We start from the raw sequence: 19,481 nt of genomic DNA, 5'->3' as shown, positions 1-19,481 counted from the left end.
TCTTTGGGATTTATGTGTTCACTAAATTCAGAAATTTCAGAAGCAATATGCCACGGATAAGCATACTTCACCAATCCTGTGCAATTTGCGATGCATATGCCCAAACTATGGCCTGAACAAACATGCAAGAAACCGAGATTTTGATCGTTGGCGGGGGATTGGCTGGATTGGTGGCCGCACATCTTTTGGCCAAGGCGGGAAGGGAGGTTTTGCTGATCGAGAAAAAGGCCTATCCCTTTCACCGGGTTTGTGGAGAATATGTTTCCAATGAGGTTCGTGGATTTCTGGAGCAAAACGGACTTTTTCCAAAATCACTTGTACCCGCTCAGATCAATCGATTTGTCTTGACTTCCACGGATGGCAACCGAGCCGAAACTCCGCTCGAAATGGGTGGCTTCGGGCTTAGCCGCTATGCAATGGACTTGTTTTTGATGGAAAAAGCAAAGGCTGCCGGCGCCCAAATTCTGGAAAAAACCCAAGTCGAATCGCTGGCCTACGACAAACTTCGAGACGGTTTTGAAGCGGTTTTGGCAGATGGAAGGCGAATGCGTGCCAAATACGTCCTCGGTGCCTTTGGCAAACGGTCCAAGTTGGACAAGACCTTGGACCGGGATTTTATCCATCGACGCAGTCCATACATCGGCGTCAAATACCATATCCGAACGGATTTTGATCCGCATACTGTTGCCTTACACAATTTCGAAGGAGGCTACTGTGGCGTCAATCGGGTGGAAAACGGCGTGTACAACCTTTGTTACCTTGGTTCCCAAAAGCAGTTGCGGAAGTATGGAAACATCGCGGCCATGGAAAAGGCCGTACTGTACCAAAACCCCTTTCTCAAGGAAATCTTCGAAAATTCAGAGTTCCTCTTTGACAAGCCCGAAGTGATCAATGAGATCAATTTCGAGCCCAAGTCGCCTGTAGAAAACCACGTCCTGATGCTTGGGGATGCGGCAGGGCTGATTACGCCGCTTTGTGGCAACGGCATGGCCATCGCGATCCATACCGCGAAATTGGCTACAGAAGCGATGCTACAGAACAATGCCCGAAATGCCATCGAAGCCCAATACCGAAAGGAATGGAAAAGTCATTTCCAGAATCGCCTGTGGATAGGACGCCAAATCCAATCCCTTTTCGGTGCCAAATGGGTCTCTGAGTTTTCGGTTGGTTTGATCAAAAAATCCCCTTTTCTGGCGAGACAGATTATTAGGATGACGCATGGGGAGGAGATTTGAGATTGGAAGATTGAGGACTTCACAATTACTCAAAAACCTGCATCACCTGTGTATTTTCCAAGAAGTACCAAGCGAAGAAAAGATTGAGCGCAGTGGCGGAGATACGGTTCATCCACATCGCCCAAGTGTAGTTGATGTACTTTTCCTCGTCTCTGCGCACAAAGGAAAACCATATCAAGAAAAACAAAATCACGGGAAGCATGGCGGCCAAAAAGCCGAAAAGGGCCATTTCTTGATTTCTCCCCAAGAAAAACCAAGCAAAGCAAATCCCCGTCAACAAAAACCACACGCTGGAAAAAAGAAAGGTGCCCTGTTTCCCCAACTTCAAACTCAGTGTCACATCGCCCCGCTTGGCATCCTCTTCATGCTGGTAGATTTGGGTCAGCGGATAGGAACCCCACAGCATGATACTGGTCAACATGCCAGGAACCAGCACATGCGGCATCGCGAATACCTCCCAGCCAAAATCGCTCAATCCCGCATAGGCCATTCCAAAGGTGAAACACCCTTGAAAGAACCCCGCGACCAGCCAACTGCCGTAGGGGTACTTTTTGAGACGGACGCTTGGATGGCTGTAGGCCATCGACACGAGGCTGTAGACCAATAGCATGCTGCTGAATTGCCAATTGACGAGGAATCCAAGCGCCAAGGCAATTAGGAAAAATACGAGCGAAAGGTAATAAAGCCCCTTGGTGACTTTGGGAGGGTTTCGGAGGCCACCGATGCTTTTTTCATCTTTGTCAAAATAGCTGTTGTAGCCATTGCTGGACGGATACAGAAAAAAGTGCAGCGTCACCAGGACAATCAGCAACCGGTCCGGACTCAGATTAGGTGTAAGTGCCAAGGCAAACAGGAATACCGGCAGGAGATAAAAAGAAAACGGAATGCGGAGGTGCTTCCAACTGGCTGACTCAAACATAAATAAGGTCTATGGGTAACTTTTGGGAGATGCTTTGGTTATCAATGCAGCGATGAAGTTAGAAAATTTAGATTAACTTACCTTGATGAACAACCACATCCTCAGTGTCGGTACTTCGAATCCGGGTCCTCCGGTTTCCCAACAGCAGATTGCGGCTTTTATGAAATTGGCGCATGGCTTGGATCATGAGGAAAACCGGAAGCTGCAGTTTGTCTACCGACAGACAGGAATTCACAATAGGTATTCGGTAATCGATGACTTTCGGCATTTGGATGTGGAGAAATTCAGCTTTTTCCCACAGGATCCTTCTTTTGAACCTTTCCCTTCGACCAAAAAAAGAATGGGGCTTTTTCAAATGAAGGCGATGGATTTGGCCATGATGGCCATCCGCGAATGTCTGGAGAAAGGTAGTATATCCACTGCTGAAGTGACCCATATTGTGCTTGTTTCCTGTACGGGTATGTTTGCCCCGGGCTTGGAGTTGGAGATCATCCACCAGATGGGCTTTTCTTCCGATGTCGAGCGCTATGCGATCCATTTCATGGGTTGTTATGCGGCGTTCAACGCTATTCGGCTAGCCGACCGGATTTGCGACAGCGATCCAAAAGCCAAGGTTTTGATCATATCCGTGGAGCTCTGCACCATTCATTTCCAAAAAGACTATACCGAAGACAACCTGTTGGCAAATGCGATTTTTGGTGACGGGGCCGCCGCGGCCTTGGTCAGTCGCCAAGAAAGTGGCTTGAAGATCAAGGATTACAACAGCCGCGTCTTTCGGGAAGGCGAGCAGGATATGGCTTGGGGAATTGGGGATTTTGGCTTTGAGATGAAGCTCAGCAAATACGTCCCCGAGCTGCTGCAAAAGGGATTGGGTGAAATCATGGCTTTCTTGGAATCGAAATTCGGGATTTCAAAGATCAGAAACTTTGCGATCCATCCGGGAGGCAAGCAGATTCTGGCAAAAGTCGAAGAGGCCTTTGGCATACAAAGCCTATCCAACCGATACTCCCACGAGGTGCTGAAGGACTTTGGCAACATGTCCTCGGCGACGATTCTTTTTGTCCTAAAGAAATGGCTCGAAAATCCCGCCGCAAAGGGAGACATCCTTGCCATGGGTTTTGGCCCCGGTCTAACCTTGGAGACTTTATTGTTGGAAGCCTGATGGGGAAATTTGCGCAGCGCAGCTACCAAAAAGAGATCATGGACGATCTGGAGGTCGGGGGTGAAGTGCTGGAGCAGACCTTGCGCGAACTCAAAACCATCAACCGCCTTCTTGGCGGAAATGCGGTCACTACAGAAGGGTTGAAAAAATTTTTGGGAAATAATACACAATCAGGGATCACTATTGCCGATATCGGTTGTGGCGGCGGAGACATGATTGCCATCATGAACGAATGGACGACAGCAACCCGCATCAAGGCACATTTTGTCGGAGTAGACGCAAACCCGAATATCATCCGAAGAGCTGCACAGAATTTAGCACCTCTATCAAACGTATCCTTCAAAGTCCAAAATGTCTTTGATCCGGAATTTCCGCAGGAAAAAGTAGACATTCTTACCTGCACGCTATTTACCCACCATTTTACGCACGAACAGCTTCTCGTAATGCTGGCCTCGTTCAAGCGAAAAGCCCGCATCGGCATCGTCATCAATGACCTTCACCGGCATTGGTTTGCATACCATAGCATCCGCATTTTGACCAGATTTTTCTCCAAATCCCCCATGGTCAAAAATGACGGACCACTTTCAGTTTTGCGTGGATTTCGAAGACCTGAATGGGAGGAATTGCTCCAAAAATCGGGTTTCCAAAAATTCGAAATCCGCTGGAAATGGGCTTTTCGTTGGCAGGTAGTGGCCTGGATTGCTTAATTTAGCGCGGGATAAATCAAAATTTTAAACTAAGTAAAAAAGTCATGGATTACAGTTTGGATTTGAAAACATTGGATTTGATCAAGCAGCAATTGATCGATTTGGCCTTCCAAGTTGGGCCGAAAATCGTGTTGGGCCTGATCATATTTTTTATCGGAAAGTACCTCATAGGCATGGCAAACAAGATCATGCGGAGGGCTTTTGATCGTTCTGAAGTCGATCCTTCCCTTGCCACCTTTCTGCTGAGCTTTTCGCGAGTGGTGCTATGGGTGTTGCTTTTGATCAGTATCGCGACCACAATGGGGGTTCAAATGACCTCTTTTATTGCCATTTTGGGTGCTGCCGGCTTGGCCGTAGGTCTCGCGTTGCAGGGCTCACTTTCAAATTTTGCAGGAGGGGTATTAATCCTCTTGTTCAAGCCTTTCAAAGTAGGCGATACCGTGGAAGCGCAAGGAACAACCGGAGAAGTCGAGAGCATCGATATTCTCTACACCAAAATCAAGAACTTCGACAACAAACTCGTCACGCTTCCCAATGGGATTTTAGCCAATAACCTGATTGTGAACTATTCCCAAAAATCAACAAGAAGGGTTGACATGAAAGTGGGCATTGCCTATGGCACAGATATCAAAAAAGTCAGAAAAATAATCCTAGACATCCTGGAAAAGGACGAGCGTATCCACCATGAACCGGTAGCAGTGGTTTTATTCAACAACTTCGGGGAAAGCTCACTTGACCTCATTATTCGCTGCTGGACCGAAACAGCCAACCTATGGCCAGTGTATTGGGAAAACATGGAAGCTATCAAAGAGGCTTTGGAAAAAAATCAAATTAGCATACCATTTCCGCAGCGCGAGGTGCATCACCTTTATCCCGAGGGAAAAAAGTAAACGAATCTGCCATGTCATTTTATCAGGAATAGCCACCCTGTTAGGTGGCTATTTTCTTTTACAATCTGTCCTGAAACCCTAAGAAATCCTGCTCCAGTTCATTTCGTGTTTTCGTTGCACTTGGATTTGGCGGAGCACCATCGCATTTTCCGGTTTTTCAAAAAGCGGGTCTTCCTGGAGGAGATTTTGCGCGGCATCCCGCGCCATGGTAAGTATCGGGGCATCCTTGCTGAGGTCTGCGATCAGCAAATCCGTCAACCCACTTTGCTGTGTACCCATCAAGTCACCGGGACCACGCAGCCGCAGGTCCACGTCGGCAATCTCAAATCCGTTGTTGGTACGAACCATTGTGTCCAAGCGAAGACGGCTGTCTTTGGACAATTCATACTTTGACATCAGGATGCAATAACTTTGATCTGCGCCCCGACCTACCCTACCACGAAGCTGATGGAGTTGCGAAAGACCGAAACGCTCGGCATTTTCGATGATCATCACCGAGGCGTTGGGCACGTTCACACCGACTTCGATCACCGTGGTAGCCACCATGATTTTGGTTTCGCCCTTTACAAATCGCTGCATTTCGAAATCCTTATCCGCCGCCTTCATATTGCCGTGGATGATACTGACGGGAAATTCCGGAAAAGCCCGACAAATACTCTCGTAGCCATCCATAAGATTTTTGAGGTCCATGACCTCCGACTCCTCGATGAGGGGATAGACCACGTAGACTTGCCTGCCCGCCAGTATCTGCTGGCGCATAAAACCAAAAACCTTCAAGCGGTCCTTGTCATACCGATGCACGGTCTCGATCGGTTTCCTTCCCGCCGGTAACTCATCAATGACCGAAATATCCAAATCCCCGTAGAGCGTCATGGCCAAGGTTCGCGGAATCGGCGTCGCCGTCATCACCAATACATGCGGCCAAAAGCGCTCGTTCTTCGCCCAAAGCTTTGCCCGCTGCGCTACCCCAAAGCGATGCTGTTCATCGACAATCGCAAGGCCGAGGTTTTTGAACTGGACTATATCTTCCAACAGCGCATGCGTTCCGATCAAAATGGGCAATTCACCCTGCAGGAGCAGTTCATGGATGATTTTCCGCTCGGACTTCTTGGTAGATCCGGTCAGGAGCGCGATGCGAAGACCCATCAATTTGGCGTAAGGTTTTAGGCCTTCGAAGTGCTGGTTGGCCAAAATCTCCGTCGGTGCCATCAGGCAGGTTTGTGCACCCGAACTGATCGCGATCAGCATACAGATAAACGCCACCATCGTCTTGCCGCTGCCCACGTCGCCCTGGATCAGTCGGTTCATCTGTTTGCCGGATTTCATATCCGTAAAAGCCTCCCGAATGACCCGTTTCTGTGCACCCGTCAGTTCAAAGGGCAGATGCTCCTTGTAAAATATGTTCACCAATTCCGTTTGTCCCAGTATCTGACCCTGCGACTTCTCTGTGCGGGTAAGCTTCAGCTTTAGCAGACGCAGTTGGAGGAAAAAAAACTCCTCAAACTTCAGCCTGAACCGCGCCCGTTTCAACTGCTCCAGCCCCGATGGGAAATGGATTTGTTGGATCGCAGCCTTTTTGTCGAGCAGGTTGAACCGCTGGATGATTTCGGGGGGAAGCGTTTCCTGGATTTGGGGCAGCGATGCAGGGACCAGGACTTCCATGATTTTGGAAATGCCCCGTGAGTCGAGTAACTTGGCGCGCAGCTTTTCGGTGGTATTGTATACGGGCTGGAAGAAGCTTCTTTGTTCTTGAAGCGAACTCAGCGGTTCCATCTCGGGATGGGCGATGCTCATTTTCCGGCCATATCTGTTGGGTTTCCCATAAAAGACCATCGGCACACCTGGGACGAGTTTTTTGACCACCCACTGCAATCCTTGGAACCAAGTCAGCTCCATTTCCCCGGTTTCGTCCTCGATAGTGGCGACGAGTCGTTTTCTCCTGCCATCCCCGATAGTTTCGATTTTGCGGATTTTCGCGATGAGTTGTACGTTTTCCAAATCCTCGTTGATTTCCCGGATTTTGTAGAACTTGGTGCGGTCCTCGTAGCGGAAAGGGTAGTGTTGGAGCATTTCCCCATAGGTAAAAATATTGAGCTCCTTGTTGATCAAAGCAGCCTTTTGGGGCCCCACGCCCCGGATAAACTCAATTCTGGTATCGAAAAACGTGGACAATTAATTTGCTTTTTGAAAAGGCAAATTAACAAGGGAAGATTTGATAAGCTATTTTTTTGGTATTTCGGTTCATCATTTTCGAAGCCTCGAGTTTTCCTCCGAAGGACACACATGGCGATGTTAGTTGTCAGAGATAAAAAGTAGATTTCAATCTTTTTTTGCCAAAAAGCAGGTAAATTGATGGTCTACCAAAACCAACGCCAAATGAAAGCCCATCTCCTTACCATCATTGCTTTTCTCTCTTTTCATGTAGCCTTCGCCCAGCGCAAGCCCATCGAAGATACACGGCTGAAGGGATTGGATGCGGAACTGCAAGTCCTGCTCGAAACCTGGAAAGCTGCCGGCTTTGCCGTGGCTGTGGTGGAAAAGGACAAGATTGTTTATGCCAAGGGCTTTGGATACCGGGATTATGAAAACAGACTACCCGTAACGCAGAATACACTTTTTGCGATTGGGTCAAGCTCCAAGGCCTTTACTTCGAGTCTGTTGGGAATACTGCGGGAACAGAAGAAACTTGAATTTGGAGAGAGTCCAATAAAATATATTCCCGAACTGAAGTTCAAGACAAATGAGATGAACAACCTCATCACGATCAAGGAACTAATGACCCATAGCACGGGTCTTCCAAGGCATGATTTCAGTTGGTATCTGTTTCCAAGCAATTCCAGGGACAGCCTGATTCAGCGGATTGCAGACCAAGAGCCTTTCGCCAAGGTGCGGGAAAGGTGGTACTACAACAACTTCATGTTTTTGGCACAGGGAGTGATTACGGAGAAGATCACCGGGAAATCTTGGGATGAGAACATCAAGGAGCACTTTTTTACGCCCTTGAATATGACTACATCCACTACGGTCATAGATGGGCTAAAGAATGGAAAGGACGCGGCATTTGGCTATCAAGTCCTAAGTGACAGCATCATCAAGAAGATGGACTACTACGATATCGCCGCGATGGGCCCTGCCGGAAGTATCAACAGTAGCGTGACGGAAATGTCAAACTGGGCGATCACGTGGATCAACGGAGGTAAGTTCCAAGGAAAGCAAATCCTTCCTGAATCCTACGTCAAAGAGGCCATGGGCTCGCGAATGATCATCAATTCGGATATTCCTGACGCTGAGTTTCCCGATATCCAATTCGGCAACTATGGCTATGGATGGTTTGTATCTTCCTACAAGGGCCATTATCGCGTGGACCATGGCGGCAATATCGACGGCTTTTCCGCGAATGTCAGTTTCTTCCCAACCGATAGTGTCGGTATTGTCGTATTGGCCAATCAAAACGGATCCGTCATTCCCAATCTAGTCCGTAATATCATATCGGACCGGATGCTGAAGGAGTCGAAAACCGACTGGAACAAATACTACAAAGACCGGGCGGACAAAGCAAAAGCGGCCGAAAAGGAAGCCTTGGCCACCAAAACCTCCAGCCAAAAGAAAGGCACCAAACCATCTCATCTATTGGTGGAATTTACGGGTGATTATGAAAACCCTGGCTATGGGAAGATGGACGTTTATACCAAAAACGACTCGCTTTTTGCGCAGATGAAAACGAGGAAAATATGGCTCAGGCATCACCATTACGATATCTTTGCGCCCTACCAGTTTGCGGATGGCAAGCCCGATACGACCCAAGCCATCCCTCTTTTCTTCAACTTCCGAACCAATGACCAAGGGGAAATTGCGTCCCTCATTGTCAAATTCGAACCCACTACGGATCCAATCGAATTCAAGCGGACACCAAAAGCGATGGCGATGGAGAAAGCGGATTTGGAAAAACTGGCAGGGGAATATGAATTGGCTGGGATGGTGGCCAAATTCTACCTCAAGGGGGGAAATCCGATTCTATACTTGACCGTGCCCGGACAGCCCGAATATGAACTCGTAGCGGTCGAAGAAAACAAGTTTCTGATCAAAAACCTGGAAGGATTCAAAGTAGAATTTGTGGTAAATGAGGCTGGAACACCGCAAGAAGCCATGTTTGTCCAACCCAACGGCACCTTCAGGGCAAAGAAAAAATAACAGCAAATCCCTACTCAAGCCGCTCAAAAGCGTAGACCAAAAACCATCGGTTTCCCAGAAGTGCGAATCTTCTGTCCCAAAGCATGCCCTCCTTTTTGGACCAGGCCTTCTCGTCTACGGTGTAGGATTTTTGCTTGCGTTTTGATTTGTATATGGACAGGTCGAGACTGTCCTTAGGCGTTTTTAGCATGGTCCATTCGTCGTCTTTCCAGCGGAATTCGTCGCTGCCCTTCATATAGGAACCTTGGAGGGGAAAATAGATTCGAGAAGCTTGGAAAGTACTGTCTGCGAAAAACTGGGCGTAGAACATTTCAAAATCCTCAGTAGGCCCCATCTTGATTTTAGCCATACCTGCGGGGGCAGTTTGGCTGTAGGCGATGACGGGTAGAAAAAGAAGGCACAGATATGCCATGACCATTCTAATCGAAAAAAGCCCTTTTCTGATTTGCATACGTCTCTGAGGGAAATGGGTGATTTTCAGATTTTTAAATCCCTATTTTTTCGTGAATTACATGATGAAAATTAAAAAATGCAACAATCCAAGCCTGTTTTTAAACTAAAACAAGCTTGGACAAAAGAAATACGCTACTAAGTCTTATTGATGATGACCCTCGTCGGTACAGGTCCGGCGATTTTGTTGTTGGCAAAGGCGTCCCTGACTCGTTCCTGTATGGAGAAAAACACGTCCCAATAATGGTCTGGGCTTGCGTAGGGCCTGATTGCCAAGGTTACCATGCCGTCCGCGATCTTCAAGACATTGACGCTCGGTGCCGGATCCTTCAAGACAAATTCGTGGTCCTCCAGGACTTTCAATGCTACTGATTTCGCTGCCGTCAAGTCGGCGTCCGGTGCCACAGCCATGGTGATGTCCACGCGAAGGTTTCCGTGACGGGTGAAGTTGACAATTGTATTGTTGGAAACCGCACCGTTGGCCAAGATTACGGTTTTGTTTTCGGCGGTAAGTAGCACGGTGTTGAAAATCTGAATCTCGGTGACCACGCCGGTTTGCCCGTTTGATTCAATCAAGTCTCCGACCTTAAAGGGCTTGAAGACCAAAATCAGCACACCTCCGGCAAAATTTGCCAAAGAACCCTGCAGTGCCAGGCCAACCGCCAAACCCAGGGCACCAATCACAGCAATAAAGGAGGTGGTCTGAATGCCCAACATGCCCGCCACGGAAATCAGCAAAAGCACCTTAAGACCGACACCGACAAGACTGCTGAAAAATGATTGTAATGAGACGTCAATTCCCCGCTTGTTGAGGACTTTTGAAACCATTCCGGAGAGGTAATTGACAATATAAAGACCCACTACGAAAACGATAATGGCTCCAATCAACTTTGGACCGAAAACTTCCGCCCATTCCAAAAACTTCTGTAAGAAACCTGATGCTTCTTCCATATTAAAAATATCTAGCGTGTTTGGTTGAATTTTGATTCTTGTAATTTATGAAGAATTTTCAACACAAAATCATGTGTTAGGAGGCCTCCTGTAATTATTGGCTAAAAATTAGCAACCTTTTGAAGAACCTATCATACAAGGCCTTTCAGCGGAACAAAGCACCATTGGCCTTGCTTCAGAACCATGAGTTCACGGAATCCAATTTCCAATAGAAGCTTGACGGTCTGTTCAAATTCCTTGGTGATCTCCGAAGGGTGGTGGGCGTCTGAATTGAGGCAAACAGGGATATCCAATTCCCGCATGATTTTCAGGCCAATGATTCCGGGATAGGGCTCTGAAGTGCGCTTTTTATAGATTCCTCGGGTATTGACTTCGACGATAACGTCGGATTTCTTCGCCAGCTGAAGCGTTTCCGTAAGTCTGTCGCGATACCATCGATCAGCTTCATTAAAAAATGGAAACTTGCTGTTGTGCATCTTGATTTTATCCACATGCCCAAGGATGGTGGGCTTGTCTCTCTCCAGCATTTGGCAGGTCAGGGCAAAATAAGAACTGATTGCCTTTTGGACATTGCCTTCAAAAATCTCCCTGAGGCCTTTTTGGAACAGCTCGAGGGTGCCGTCAATTTCCCAAGGTTTGCCATCATCAAATTCCTTGACGAAATGGACTGAACCGACCGTAAAATCCAGTTTGCCCCTATCTGTCCATGATTTGATTTGCCGCGGCCACTTTTCCAAAAAGTCTACTTCCAGTCCCTTGTAGATTTCGATGCGGTCCGAATACTTGGACTTTACCGCTTCCAAATCCCGGAGATACGCAGCAAAATCCGCTTCCTTCATCGACCACGTCGTATCAAACGGCACCGGACTGTGGGAAGTGAAGCCTAGGCTCCCTATGTTTTGCCTGATGGCCTCCTGCACATGTTCTTCCAATTCCCCCACGCCGTCGCAGTATTTGCAGTGGTGGTGGTAATTGGTCCAAGGCATAAGTGTGGGATTCTAACCGTAAATTTCTTCCAAAACCTGCGCCAGACGAATGCCCGCCGCAGTGAGTCGCTCCTCGACGTGGTGGTAGTGCTTGTAAATGTACTCATACCCTATCCGCCCATTTTCTGGAATATCATACATGTCGGGCCTCATTGCTGCGGCTTCCTTCAGCCATTCCGGCGGACCTGCGGATTGGTATTGGGAAATTTTGGCTGGGGTGATGCGTTTTTGGAGTTCTGTGGCGATTTCGGTGTAGCTCATCTTTTTGCCCTCGATCAGGTCAGAATCCCAAATCGCGTGGATGTTGGTCTCTTTGTTGAAAAAAGTCACCTTGACGTCGTTTCCGCCACGGTCTCCCGGCTTGCCTACGTGGAATGGCTGGTGCAAATCACCGACGATATGGATCAGCATGCGGAGTTGGTCTCTTTCTTCCTCAGGGCTTAGACCACCTTTTTTGAGTGTCTCCTTGATTTTCAAAAATGCACTGTAGGCATCTCCCGCCGGTTCCTGAATCGCAGGATCATAGTTTCCATCCGCTGTAGTGACCCAATGCCAGGTGTTGGTATAGTCATATTTCCTGTCCGAGCGGATATTGTCCATCCATACCCCGACGCCGGAAATGGACTCCTGCTGCAGGACGGCCTCCACTTTTTTCACGGTCTTTGGCTTCATTTGCCATTCCGCCAATTTCCCGATCACATAGTGTCCGATAGGTCCCCAGGCAAAGGAATTGATCTGAAGGCCGAGCACCAGTAACAGGGTGAATCCGATTTGTTTGATTTTAAGGAGCATTGTGTTTCTTTCTTTTTGAAAAGGAGATAGGCATCAATTTTTGAGTTCATTTACGGCAATGAAGGCCATCAAGCCCGAGCCGATTTCCAAGGCTTCCTCATCGATATCGAAAGTCGGCGTATGTACTCCGGAGGTAATTCCTTTGGATTCGTTCCGTGTGCCGAGGCGGTAGAAGCAGCCGTCAATTTCTTGGGTATAGTAGGCAAAATCCTCCGCGGCCATCCAGATGTCCAGGTCCAAAACATTGTCTTCTCCCAAATAATCGATCGCTGCCTGCTGGGCTTTTTCCGTCAAGGCATCGGCATTTTTGAGAAAAGGATAGCCCTTTCGGATTTCGAAATCGAGCTGTCCACCCATGCCTTCCACAATGCCATGGGCAATTTGTAGCATGTGTTGGTGCGCTTTGGCCCGCCAGTCTTCATTGAGGGTACGGAAAGTGCCTTGGATTTTTACCTCGTTGGGAATGATATTGGTAGCACCGAGCGCTTCGACGCGGCCAAAGGACAACACAGAAGGGATCTTGGGGGAGGCATTTCTGCTGACGACTTGCTGCAGGGCCACAATCATATGCGAGGCGATCAATACAGGATCGACCAAAGTCTCTGGCATCGCACCGTGTCCACCTTTTCCCTTTACCGTAATGTACAATTCATCGGCGCTTGCCATGTACATGCCCTTTCTAAAGCCAACTTTGCCAACAGGAATCATCGGCATGACGTGCTGTCCGATGATACCCGAGGGTTTGGGGTTTTCCAAGGCTTTGTCTTTGATCATGAGCGAAGCACCACCCGGGATCAATTCCTCTCCGGGTTGAAAAATGAGTTTCACGGTTCCCTCAAATTCATCCCGGATTTCATGAAGGATTTTCGCCGCACCCAACAAGGAGGCCGTGTGCACATCATGCCCACAGGCATGCATGACCCCATGATTTTGGGATTTGTAGGGAACCTCGTTTTGTTCAATGATGGGAAGTGCGTCCATGTCGGCCCGAAGCGCGACGGTCTTTTTCCCGGGGTTTTTTCCCTCGACCAAGGCCACCAAACCGGTTTCAGCCTTTTTTTCCAATTGATTGATACCAAAGGCGCGAAGCTTTTTCTCTACAAATGCTACCGTCTGATGTTCTTGGAATGAAAGCTCAGGGTGAGCGTGTAAGTGTCTTCTAGACTCAATCGTCTCCTGCTTGATTTGCCGGGCTATGGTTTTGATTCTATTGATTACCATCGATTGGCTTGACTTCTGGTAGAACATATCCCTCTCTCACAAACCTATCCTGGATAATTCTGGCCGAAGGGAATTGGGGTTTGAGTTGGTGGTAAAATGACAGGGCTTCGATCCGGTTGGCAAACTTCCCGACTTTAATTAAGTAGCGGGGCTGTTGGTATTGCATGTCGGTCTTGAATTCGGGGAAATAGGTGAAAAGCTCGTTTCTGGTCTTGAATGCCAAATCCCTGTCCACTCCACTGAATACCAAAACCGTGAATCCGCTCCAATACATCTCCGCTTCGTTGGTTTGCTTCAAGCGATCCAAAGCAATTCCCAATTCCTCATCCACCGCCAAAGAACCACTCGGCTTCACCTCTTCCTCCACGTCCTTGGCAAGCTGCTCTTCCAAATCAGGAAATGTGATTCGCGTTTCATCCAAACTTTCCGAATAGGAACCAAACTCATTGGCGGTTGCTGCGGGCTTTTTGAGCAGGCTGCAGGAACCCAATAAAATTACGGCTATGAAAGATAGAAGAAGTGGTCCTTTCATGATGTTTTTGTTAATGTTCGAGGACAACGCATTTGCCGGCAGCTACATCTTGCTCGACGCTTTTAAACTTCACGTCCTTGAGAACCTTGCCATCCGGATACTGTACCGACACTTTGTCGTTGCGTCCATATGAGCGTTCAGATTTTCTTGGTGCCACGATTTGCGGAGGCGCAGTCCTGTTTGCGACCGCGGCTGCCGCCTGCCTTGCTGCACCTGGATTGAGAGTGCTGTGGACTTCTTCCTTGGAAGTCTGGATTTTGGGCTCTTCCCTTCTCGGTGCCTGCGCTGCCTTTACTTGGCTTGGATCTTGGGCAGGCAGATCTGCCTTGGAAATGAATGAAATCGTGTCCTCATTGAGCTTGCCTACAAAGCGCTTAAACATCTCGAAGGCTTCGAATTTGTAGATCAACAGCGGATCCTTCTGCTCATAGACGGCATTTTGAACCGACTGCTTCAGGTCGTCCATATCGCGAAGGTGTTCCTTCCAGTTCTGGTCAATAATCGCCAAAGTCACATTCTTCTCAATCGCCCGGATCAAGTCCCTGCCTTCGTTTTGGACGGTGGATTCGAGGTTGATCACCACGCCGATTTGCTTGAAATTATCGGTAATGGGTACCATGATCTCTTTTACCGTAGCGCCTCTTTGGGTATACACATCCCTGAGTACAGGGAGCGCTTTTTGGAGGATTCGCTGGTTCTTGTTGGTATAATGCGCATAGGCCGCGTCAAACAACTGCTGCGTCAGCACGTTGGCCTCTTTGGTTTTCAATTCATCCTCCGTGAATGGATGGTCGATACCCAAGGAACTGTAAATATTGACCCTGAGGTTGTCGGCATCCAAGGTGGACTTGCCCATGGTGACCAGGTCAAAGGCGACATCGTACATGACATTGAGGATGTCGAGCTCGAGTCGCTCACCCTTGAGGGCATTTCTACGACGGCGGTACACGACTTCCCTTTGGGAGTTCATCACGTCATCGTACTCCAAGAGACGCTTCCTGACACCGAAGTTGTTTTCTTCGACTTTCTTTTGGGCACGTTCGATGGACTTGGTAATCATGGAGTGCTGGATCACTTCGCCCTCTTCCAATCCCATCCTATCCATCAACTTGGCTATCCTATCGGAGCCAAACAAACGCATCAGGTTGTCTTCCAAGGAAACAAAGAACTGTGAGGAACCTACGTCTCCTTGACGACCGGAACGACCTCTCAGCTGCCTGTCCACACGTCTGGATTCGTGTCTTTCCGTACCGATAATCGCCAATCCACCTGCTTTTCTGGATTCGGGCGTCAACTTGATATCCGTACCACGACCAGCCATGTTGGTGGCGATGGTGACCGTCCCTGCCTTACCCGCTTCGGCTACGATATCGGCTTCACGGGCATGCTGCTTGGCGTTCAATACTTGATGCGGAATCTTCCTCAACGTTAGCATTCGGCTGAGTACTTCCGATATTTCAACCGAAGTCGTACCTACTAGTACTGGTCTGCCGGCATCCGTCAGTTCCTTGATTTCGTCAGCGACGGCGTTGAACTTCTCGCGGACGGTTTTGTAGACTTTGTCTTCCTTGTCCTTTCTGATGATGGGCCTATTGGTTGGGATGACCACCACGTCCAACTTGTAAATCGTCCAAAACTCACCCGCTTCGGTCTCTGCGGTACCGGTCATACCGGCAAGTTTGTGGTACATTCTAAAGTAGTTCTGTAAGGTAATCGTCGCATAGGTCTGGGTCGCGTCTTCGACTTTAACGTTTTCCTTCGCTTCGATCGCTTGGTGGAGACCATCGGAATACCTTCTTCCCTCCATCACCCGGCCTGTCTGTTCGTCGACGATTTTCACTTTTCCATCCACAATGATGTACTCAGTGTCCTTCTCAAACATGCAATAAGCCTTCAACAATTGGTTGACCGTATGGATACGCTGCGCCTTGACGCCATAGTCTTTGATAATTTCCTCTTTGCGGATCAGCTTTTCGGTATCATCGATGGTGGTATCTTTTTCCAACTCGGCCACCACAGTACCGATATCCGGCAGGATGAAGAAGTTGGGATTCTCGTTTTTCTGGGTGATGACCTCGATGCCGTTGTCGGTAAGCTCGACGGTGTTTGTTTTTTCGTCAATGGTAAACAACAAGGGTTGGTCAGCCTCAGGCATCATCCGCTTGTTGTCTTGGAGGTAATAGTTCTCTGTTTTTTGGAGAATGACCTTGATGCCAGGCTCGGAAAGGTACTTGATCAATGGCTTGTATTTCGGCATACCGCGGTAAGCGCGGAAAAGCGGCAAACCTGCCTCTTTTTCATTGCCTTCCTGGATGAGTTTCTTGGCGGTGTTGAGGTAGCCCTGAACGAGCTTGCGCTGTTCGTCGACCAAGGTCGAAACCCTTGGCTTCATGTCCATAAACTCGTGTTGGTCGCCACGGGGAACCGGACCGGAAATGATCAAAGGCGTCCGCGCATCATCAATCAGAACCGAGTCCACTTCGTCAATCATCGCGTAGTGGTGCTTACCTTGTACAAGGTCATTGGCGTCACGGGCCATATTGTCCCGGAGGTAATCGAAGCCAAACTCGTTGTTGGTACCATAGACGATATCGGAGGCATAAGCTTTCCTGCGGAGATCGGAGTTTGGCGGGTACTTGTCGATACAGTCGACAGTAAGGCCATGGAACTCAAAAAGCGGGGCGTTCCATTCGGAGTCCCTTTTGGCGAGGTAATCGTTGACGGTGACGATATGGACACCGCGGCCTGAAAGCGCATTGAGGTAGGCTGGCAGTGTGGAAACGAGTGTTTTACCCTCACCTGTCGCCATCTCGGCGATTTTTCCCTTGTGGAGTACCATACCACCGATAAGCTGTACGTCGTAGTGGACCATGTCCCATACCACTTCATTGCCGGCGGCGATCCACTTGTTGTGCCAAATGGCATCTTCTCCCTGGATCTCGATATTTGGTTTTTTGGCAGCGAGTTCGCGGTCACGCAAGGTTGCCTTGACCACCAATTTGCCGTTTTCCTTGAACCTCCTTGCCGTTTCCTTGACAATGGCAAAGGCATCCACCATCACTTTGTCAAGTGCGAGTTCCAAAGCCTCGTCTCTGGATTTTTCCGTTTTGTCTATTTCTGTGAAAAGGGCATCCTTTTCATGGACCTTCTCCGGTGCAAGGGCAGCAATCTGTGCGCGGATGCCTGCAATTTTCTCGTCGATTGACTTGAGGTCCGCGTCGATGATAGCCTTGATTTCGGCTGTTTTTGCCCTTAGTTGCTCGTCATTCAGACTTTTGAGTTTCTCGAAAGCCTGATTGATCAAAGCTACTTTTGGACTGAATTCCTTGACATCTCTTTCCGACTTGGTTCCGAATATTTTTGCCAATCCCTTGGCGACAAATTCTAACATAATTTCTGTCTAGCTAATGCGGGCCTAAAATTACGCCCTTTTTATGAATAATTAGGAATCGAATCCCGGCTTCCCGTCTATCAAATCCTGACTGGAAAACCTGGAGTTAAATACTGCATTCAATCTAAGAAAACTGCCAACTGATCACTGCACGCTGATTTTCCCCTCAAACACTTGCTCTGCAGGACCGATCAGCAGGATATCAGTGAAGCTCCCGTCCGCCGCTTTTGTAAATCTCACACGGAGATTTCCCCCGGGGGTTTTGATGTTGACTTCATTGAGTTGGTTTTGGAAGCCATAGACCAAGGCGCAGGCAGTCACGCCCGTTCCACAGGAAAGTGTCTCGTTTTCCACACCCCGTTCGTAGGTCCTGACAAACAGCTCGCCTCCCAAAAGCGGTGTGATGAAATTGACATTGGTGCCACCCGGGGCATACTCACTGGCGTACCGGATTTTCCTGCCTTCTTCAAACACAGGATAATCCGCCACATTCTCGACATAGCGGACATGGTGCGGAGAGCCTGTGTTGACAAAGAAATCGACACCTGTATTGCTGAGGCTAAGGACGTCCCGCATGCCCAATTCCACCCAATCTCCGGCCATGCGCGCATCATGGGCGCCATCGATGGCCCAAAAGGAAGTACGCTGATCGATGATCCCAAGAAATTTCGAGAAAGCAACCGCACAGCGCGCCCCATTGCCGCACATGCTTTGCGAGCCGTCAGCATTGTAATATATCATTTCGAAGTCGTAGTCTTGCTTGTTTCGGATCAGGATCAGCCCGTCCGCGCCGATGCCAAACCTCCGGTCGCAGAGGCGCTGCACCAAGGCAAGATCCCTTTCGGGGAAGGCTTCGGACCGATCGTCGATCATGACAAAATCGTTTCCGGTTCCTTGGTATTTGTAGAAAGTAATTTCCATGTGAAAACCTTGTTGCGGCAGGATTTTTCTTTTTTCAAAAACCAAACCAACAATTTGACTGTTCTGCAAACATAACCAAGTTGTCAGGAAATAGGACGTTCTGTCCGACTTTCCGTTTCATAATGTGGACGATTTGGTTAACTTGAGCCTCTTTCCATTTTAAACACAAGAACTACAAATCCATGAAAAAGAAATCTTTTGACCCGAATAGAAGGAAATTTTTGGACCAAGGCGCCAAGGCTACCTTGGCTTTGGGGATAGGTGCGGGATTGATTGGACTTCCATCGGTTTCTGCTATTGCCAATCAGCCAAGGAGAAGTCCGAAGTTCCTTGCCCAAACGGGATTTGCGCAGACGCCTTTGGCATATGCCTACAATGCCCTTGAGCCGCATATAGATGCCATGACCATGGAAATTCATTATACCAAGCATGCCGCAGCCTACGCCAACAACCTGAAAGATGCAGCGCGCGACGAAAAGGTGGATACCAGCAAGCCTTTGGAGGACGTGATGAAGAACATTTCCAAATACTCCGTCAAGATGCGGAACAATGGGGGCGGTCATTACAACCACGAGTTGTTTTGGAAAATCATGTCGCCCAAAGGTGGTGGCGAGCCCACAGGGGACTTGGCAAAGGCCATTGCTGCTGATTTCGGTTCATTCGCGGCATTCAAGACAAAGTTTGAAGATGCAGCCAAAGCCCGCTTCGGTTCAGGATGGGCATGGCTTTCTGTCGATGCCAACAAGAAGCTGGTCGTGAGCTCTACACCCAACCAAGACAATCCCCTGATGGACGTGGCCGACGTGAAGGGCACGCCGATATTGGGCTTGGACGTATGGGAACATGCCTACTACCTCAAATACCAAAACAGAAGGCCCGACTACATCACGGCATTTTGGAATCTCGTGGATTGGAACGCGGTGGCGGAGAGATATAAGATGGCAGTGAAGTAGGAAGTACGAGGGTTGGATGTACGATGTACCAAGTACGAAGTACAAAGTACGAGGTGTGCATGCCTGATATAGGTTGACAAAAAAACGTCAACCGTATGAAAAAGCGAGCATCAAAATTGGAGATCAGGAGACACAGGTGTTTTTCTGAGGAATTCAAGAAGATTAAGGTTCAGGAACTGG

Annotated in this window: 16 protein-coding genes; 6 read left to right on the top strand and 10 right to left on the bottom strand. The window is 48.6% G+C overall.

Annotated features, from left to right (window positions below; genetic code table 11):
• The first annotated feature begins 122 nt into the window (after window positions 1-122).
• Window positions 123-1,235: an NAD(P)/FAD-dependent oxidoreductase gene (locus L0U89_RS00080; protein ID WP_234859656.1), complete on the top strand. Its 1,113-nt coding sequence runs from the start codon at window positions 123-125 to the stop codon at window positions 1,233-1,235.
• Window positions 1,236-1,260: 25 nt separating this feature from the next.
• Here the strand turns inward: L0U89_RS00080 and L0U89_RS00075 are convergent, their stop codons facing one another.
• On the bottom strand, window positions 1,261-2,154 hold the full coding sequence (locus L0U89_RS00075) for a UbiA family prenyltransferase (RefSeq protein WP_234859655.1): 894 nt from the start codon (window positions 2,152-2,154) through the stop codon (window positions 1,261-1,263).
• A gap of 85 nt (window positions 2,155-2,239) precedes the next feature.
• On the opposite strand from L0U89_RS00075, the gene L0U89_RS00070 reads away from it, so the two are divergent.
• Genes L0U89_RS00070 through L0U89_RS00060 form a run of 3 tightly spaced genes read left to right on the top strand, consistent with a single transcriptional unit; the run spans window position 2,240 to window position 4,913 of the window.
• Window positions 2,240-3,316 (top strand): type III polyketide synthase, encoded by a 1,077-nt coding sequence (locus L0U89_RS00070; protein WP_234859654.1) that lies wholly within the window; start codon window positions 2,240-2,242, stop codon window positions 3,314-3,316.
• Window positions 3,316-4,023: a methyltransferase domain-containing protein gene (locus tag L0U89_RS00065; protein WP_234859653.1), complete on the top strand. Its 708-nt coding sequence runs from the start codon at window positions 3,316-3,318 to the stop codon at window positions 4,021-4,023. Before L0U89_RS00070 ends, L0U89_RS00065 begins: the two co-directional genes overlap by 1 nt.
• Window positions 4,024-4,067: 44 nt before the next feature.
• The gene (locus tag L0U89_RS00060) at window positions 4,068-4,913 is read left to right on the top strand and encodes a mechanosensitive ion channel family protein (protein ID WP_234859652.1); all 846 of its coding nucleotides are present in this window, start codon (window positions 4,068-4,070) and stop codon (window positions 4,911-4,913) included.
• A gap of 78 nt (window positions 4,914-4,991) precedes the next feature.
• On the opposite strand, the gene recG is transcribed toward L0U89_RS00060, so the two are convergent.
• Window positions 4,992-7,085: an ATP-dependent DNA helicase RecG gene (recG, locus tag L0U89_RS00055; RefSeq protein WP_234859651.1), complete on the bottom strand. Its 2,094-nt coding sequence runs from the start codon at window positions 7,083-7,085 to the stop codon at window positions 4,992-4,994.
• Window positions 7,086-7,289: 204 nt separating this feature from the next.
• On the opposite strand from recG, the gene L0U89_RS00050 reads away from it, so the two are divergent.
• Window positions 7,290-9,104 (top strand): serine hydrolase, encoded by a 1,815-nt coding sequence (locus tag L0U89_RS00050; RefSeq protein ID WP_234859650.1) that lies wholly within the window; start codon window positions 7,290-7,292, stop codon window positions 9,102-9,104.
• A 10-nt stretch (window positions 9,105-9,114) separates the two neighbouring features.
• On the opposite strand, the gene L0U89_RS00045 is transcribed toward L0U89_RS00050, so the two are convergent.
• From L0U89_RS00045 to dapF, 8 genes are all read right to left on the bottom strand, one after another.
• Window positions 9,115-9,555, bottom strand: coding sequence for a hypothetical protein (locus tag L0U89_RS00045; protein ID WP_234859649.1), 441 nt, complete (start codon window positions 9,553-9,555; stop codon window positions 9,115-9,117).
• 137 nt (window positions 9,556-9,692) lie between these two features.
• Window positions 9,693-10,505, bottom strand: a complete 813-nt coding sequence (locus L0U89_RS00040) for a mechanosensitive ion channel family protein (RefSeq protein WP_234859648.1) — start codon at window positions 10,503-10,505, stop codon at window positions 9,693-9,695.
• 131 nt (window positions 10,506-10,636) lie between these two features.
• Window positions 10,637-11,491 (bottom strand): histidinol-phosphatase, encoded by an 855-nt coding sequence (locus tag L0U89_RS00035; protein ID WP_234859647.1) that lies wholly within the window; start codon window positions 11,489-11,491, stop codon window positions 10,637-10,639.
• A 12-nt stretch (window positions 11,492-11,503) separates the two neighbouring features.
• Window positions 11,504-12,283, bottom strand: a complete 780-nt coding sequence (locus L0U89_RS00030; protein WP_234859646.1) for a S1/P1 nuclease — start codon at window positions 12,281-12,283, stop codon at window positions 11,504-11,506.
• A gap of 33 nt (window positions 12,284-12,316) precedes the next feature.
• On the bottom strand, window positions 12,317-13,504 hold the full coding sequence (locus L0U89_RS00025; RefSeq protein WP_234859645.1) for a M20 metallopeptidase family protein: 1,188 nt from the start codon (window positions 13,502-13,504) through the stop codon (window positions 12,317-12,319).
• Complete coding sequence (locus L0U89_RS00020; protein WP_234859644.1) at window positions 13,491-14,036, bottom strand: hypothetical protein; 546 nt, start codon at window positions 14,034-14,036, stop codon at window positions 13,491-13,493. Before L0U89_RS00020 ends, L0U89_RS00025 begins: the two co-directional genes overlap by 14 nt.
• Window positions 14,037-14,046: 10 nt before the next feature.
• Window positions 14,047-17,427 (bottom strand): preprotein translocase subunit SecA, encoded by a 3,381-nt coding sequence (gene secA / locus L0U89_RS00015; protein ID WP_234859643.1) that lies wholly within the window; start codon window positions 17,425-17,427, stop codon window positions 14,047-14,049.
• Window positions 17,428-17,571: 144 nt separating this feature from the next.
• Window positions 17,572-18,348 carry a diaminopimelate epimerase gene (gene dapF / locus L0U89_RS00010; protein ID WP_234859642.1) on the bottom strand — a complete coding sequence of 259 codons (777 nt, stop codon included), beginning with the start codon at window positions 18,346-18,348 and terminating at the stop codon, window positions 17,572-17,574.
• Window positions 18,349-18,530: 182 nt separating this feature from the next.
• On the opposite strand from dapF, the gene L0U89_RS00005 reads away from it, so the two are divergent.
• Window positions 18,531-19,301: a superoxide dismutase gene (locus L0U89_RS00005; protein WP_234859641.1), complete on the top strand. Its 771-nt coding sequence runs from the start codon at window positions 18,531-18,533 to the stop codon at window positions 19,299-19,301.
• Window positions 19,302-19,481 lie beyond the last annotated feature (180 nt).

The sequence above is a fragment of the Mariniradius sediminis genome (genome assembly GCF_021491425.1).
Lineage (GTDB): Bacteria > Bacteroidota > Bacteroidia > Cytophagales > Cyclobacteriaceae > Mariniradius > Mariniradius saccharolyticus.
This window is presented reverse-complemented; position numbering and strand designations above follow the sequence as displayed.

Bases quoted from the DNA above. Each gene is read 5' to 3' on its own strand.
- L0U89_RS00080 (WP_234859656.1), top strand. From the start codon at position 123: ATGCAAGAAACCGAGATTTTGATCGTTGGCGGGGGATTGGCTGGATTG.
- L0U89_RS00075 (WP_234859655.1), bottom strand. From the start codon at position 2,154: ATGTTTGAGTCAGCCAGTTGGAAGCACCTCCGCATTCCGTTTTCTTTT.
- L0U89_RS00070 (WP_234859654.1), top strand. From the start codon at position 2,240: ATGAACAACCACATCCTCAGTGTCGGTACTTCGAATCCGGGTCCTCCG.
- L0U89_RS00065 (WP_234859653.1), top strand. From the start codon at position 3,316: ATGGGGAAATTTGCGCAGCGCAGCTACCAAAAAGAGATCATGGACGAT.
- L0U89_RS00060 (WP_234859652.1), top strand. From the start codon at position 4,068: ATGGATTACAGTTTGGATTTGAAAACATTGGATTTGATCAAGCAGCAA.
- L0U89_RS00050 (WP_234859650.1), top strand. From the start codon at position 7,290: ATGAAAGCCCATCTCCTTACCATCATTGCTTTTCTCTCTTTTCATGTA.
- L0U89_RS00045 (WP_234859649.1), bottom strand. From the start codon at position 9,555: ATGCAAATCAGAAAAGGGCTTTTTTCGATTAGAATGGTCATGGCATAT.
- L0U89_RS00040 (WP_234859648.1), bottom strand. From the start codon at position 10,505: ATGGAAGAAGCATCAGGTTTCTTACAGAAGTTTTTGGAATGGGCGGAA.
- L0U89_RS00035 (WP_234859647.1), bottom strand. From the start codon at position 11,491: ATGCCTTGGACCAATTACCACCACCACTGCAAATACTGCGACGGCGTG.
- L0U89_RS00030 (WP_234859646.1), bottom strand. From the start codon at position 12,283: ATGCTCCTTAAAATCAAACAAATCGGATTCACCCTGTTACTGGTGCTC.
- L0U89_RS00025 (WP_234859645.1), bottom strand. From the start codon at position 13,504: ATGGTAATCAATAGAATCAAAACCATAGCCCGGCAAATCAAGCAGGAG.
- L0U89_RS00020 (WP_234859644.1), bottom strand. From the start codon at position 14,036: ATGAAAGGACCACTTCTTCTATCTTTCATAGCCGTAATTTTATTGGGT.
- secA (WP_234859643.1), bottom strand. From the start codon at position 17,427: ATGTTAGAATTTGTCGCCAAGGGATTGGCAAAAATATTCGGAACCAAG.
- dapF (WP_234859642.1), bottom strand. From the start codon at position 18,348: ATGGAAATTACTTTCTACAAATACCAAGGAACCGGAAACGATTTTGTC.
- L0U89_RS00005 (WP_234859641.1), top strand. From the start codon at position 18,531: ATGAAAAAGAAATCTTTTGACCCGAATAGAAGGAAATTTTTGGACCAA.